The sequence below is a fragment of the Micromonospora sp. NPDC049282 genome (assembly GCF_043197045.1).
In the GTDB taxonomy this organism is placed as follows: Bacteria; Actinomycetota; Actinomycetes; order Mycobacteriales; family Micromonosporaceae; genus Micromonospora.
In genome coordinates this window covers 1-1,329 of sequence record NZ_JBICSL010000046.1, presented here as the reverse complement: position 1 = coordinate 1,329, position 1,329 = coordinate 1, and the positions used below count along the sequence as shown (strand labels likewise).

The 1,329-nt window shown below is 66.8% G+C and carries 2 protein-coding genes; both read right to left on the bottom strand.

Features of this window, described 5'->3' with window-relative positions:
- Positions 1–18 precede the first annotated feature (18 nt).
- Positions 19–426, bottom strand: coding sequence for a hypothetical protein (locus ACGFI2_RS30625; protein WP_393523674.1), 408 nt, complete (start codon positions 424–426; stop codon positions 19–21).
- Complete coding sequence (locus ACGFI2_RS30620; RefSeq protein ID WP_393523672.1) at positions 423–1,259, bottom strand: IS5 family transposase; 837 nt, start codon at positions 1,257–1,259, stop codon at positions 423–425. The genes ACGFI2_RS30625 and ACGFI2_RS30620 overlap by 4 nt, the downstream gene beginning before the upstream one ends.
- Between the last annotated feature and the right edge of the window lie 70 nt (positions 1,260–1,329).

Below are 1,329 nucleotides of genomic sequence, written 5' to 3'. Positions count from 1 at the left end.
AGAGGGCGGTTCGGAGTGTTAGGTCCGTTTCTGGGTGAGGGTGAATACTCCGGGTTCGTCTTCGGTGAGGACGTGGCGGTTGACCATGCGTTTCAGCTTCGCGCGGGTGCCTTCGACGTTCTTCGGTGAGGGCTCGACGCCGAGTGCGAGGCAGATGCCTTTGGCGCGCATGCCGGCGGGCGCGGTGCCGAGGACATGTAGGATCTGCTGGTAGGGCCCGCTGGCGATCGTCGGATCGTCGGCGGTGAACTCGGCAGCGGCGAGAGTGCGCAGGGTGGTTCGGGTGGTCGCCAAGTCGGCCAGTTCGCCGTCGAGGCGGGCGAGTTCGCCGGTCAGCTCGGTGATCTGCTCGCGGAGCCGGTCGGCGTGCCGGCGTGCGGTGGTCTCCCGATCGGTGATCAGATCGAGGACGGTGGGAAGGTTCACCGGTGCCGCCAGGAGGGTGTGCTGGTTCCGGTCAGCCGCCGCACGATGTTCGCCGTCGAGGCCCACAGGGTTCGTGACACCGAGGATTCGGGTCGGCTTTCGTACTCGCGTGTGAGGCGGCGGTGCAGCATCAGGGTGCCGTTGACCTGCTCGACGATCCACCGCTTGCGGATCGGTACGAACCCGGGCTGGGTGTCGGATCGTTTGACGACCTCGACGTCGACCCCGAGGACGGCACCGTGCAGCGCCAGGTCCTGTTTGAACCCGGCGTCGACCCAGGCGCGGCTCACCGTCGGGGTGTGTTCGACGACCTTGTCGAGCAGCCGGATGCCGATGGCGTTGTCGGTGACCGACGCCGCGGTCACCACCACCGCGATGACCAGCCCCAACGCGTCCACGGCCAAGCCCCGCTTACGCCCCGGCACCTTCTTCGCCGCGTCCTTGCCGGTCGTCACGGCCGGGACGTGGTTCGCCGCCCGGATCGACTGGGTGTCCAACACCACCGCACTCGGATCCTCCCGACGACCGACCTTCTCCCGGGCCTGGCAGCGCAGCAGATCGTGGATCACCTGGTCGGTGCCGTCGTCACGCCACAGGGCGAAGTAGTAGTAGGTGGCCGACTTCGGCGGCAGGTCGTGCGGCAGGTATGCCCACTGACAGCCCGTCCGGTTCTGGTAGAAGATCGCGTTCACGATCTCCCGCAGGTCGTAGTCACCCTCACGGCCCGACACCGACACCGCGACGCGCTTGGCCTTCCACGCCTGCAGGAACGGTCCGATCAGCTCCCACTGCTCGTCAGTGACATCACTGGGATACCGCTTTCGATCACCCATGACCGGGTTAACGCCCGATCCGCCCAGGCGGTCACGACCAGAACTCACATTCAACCCATCGACTGGTCGC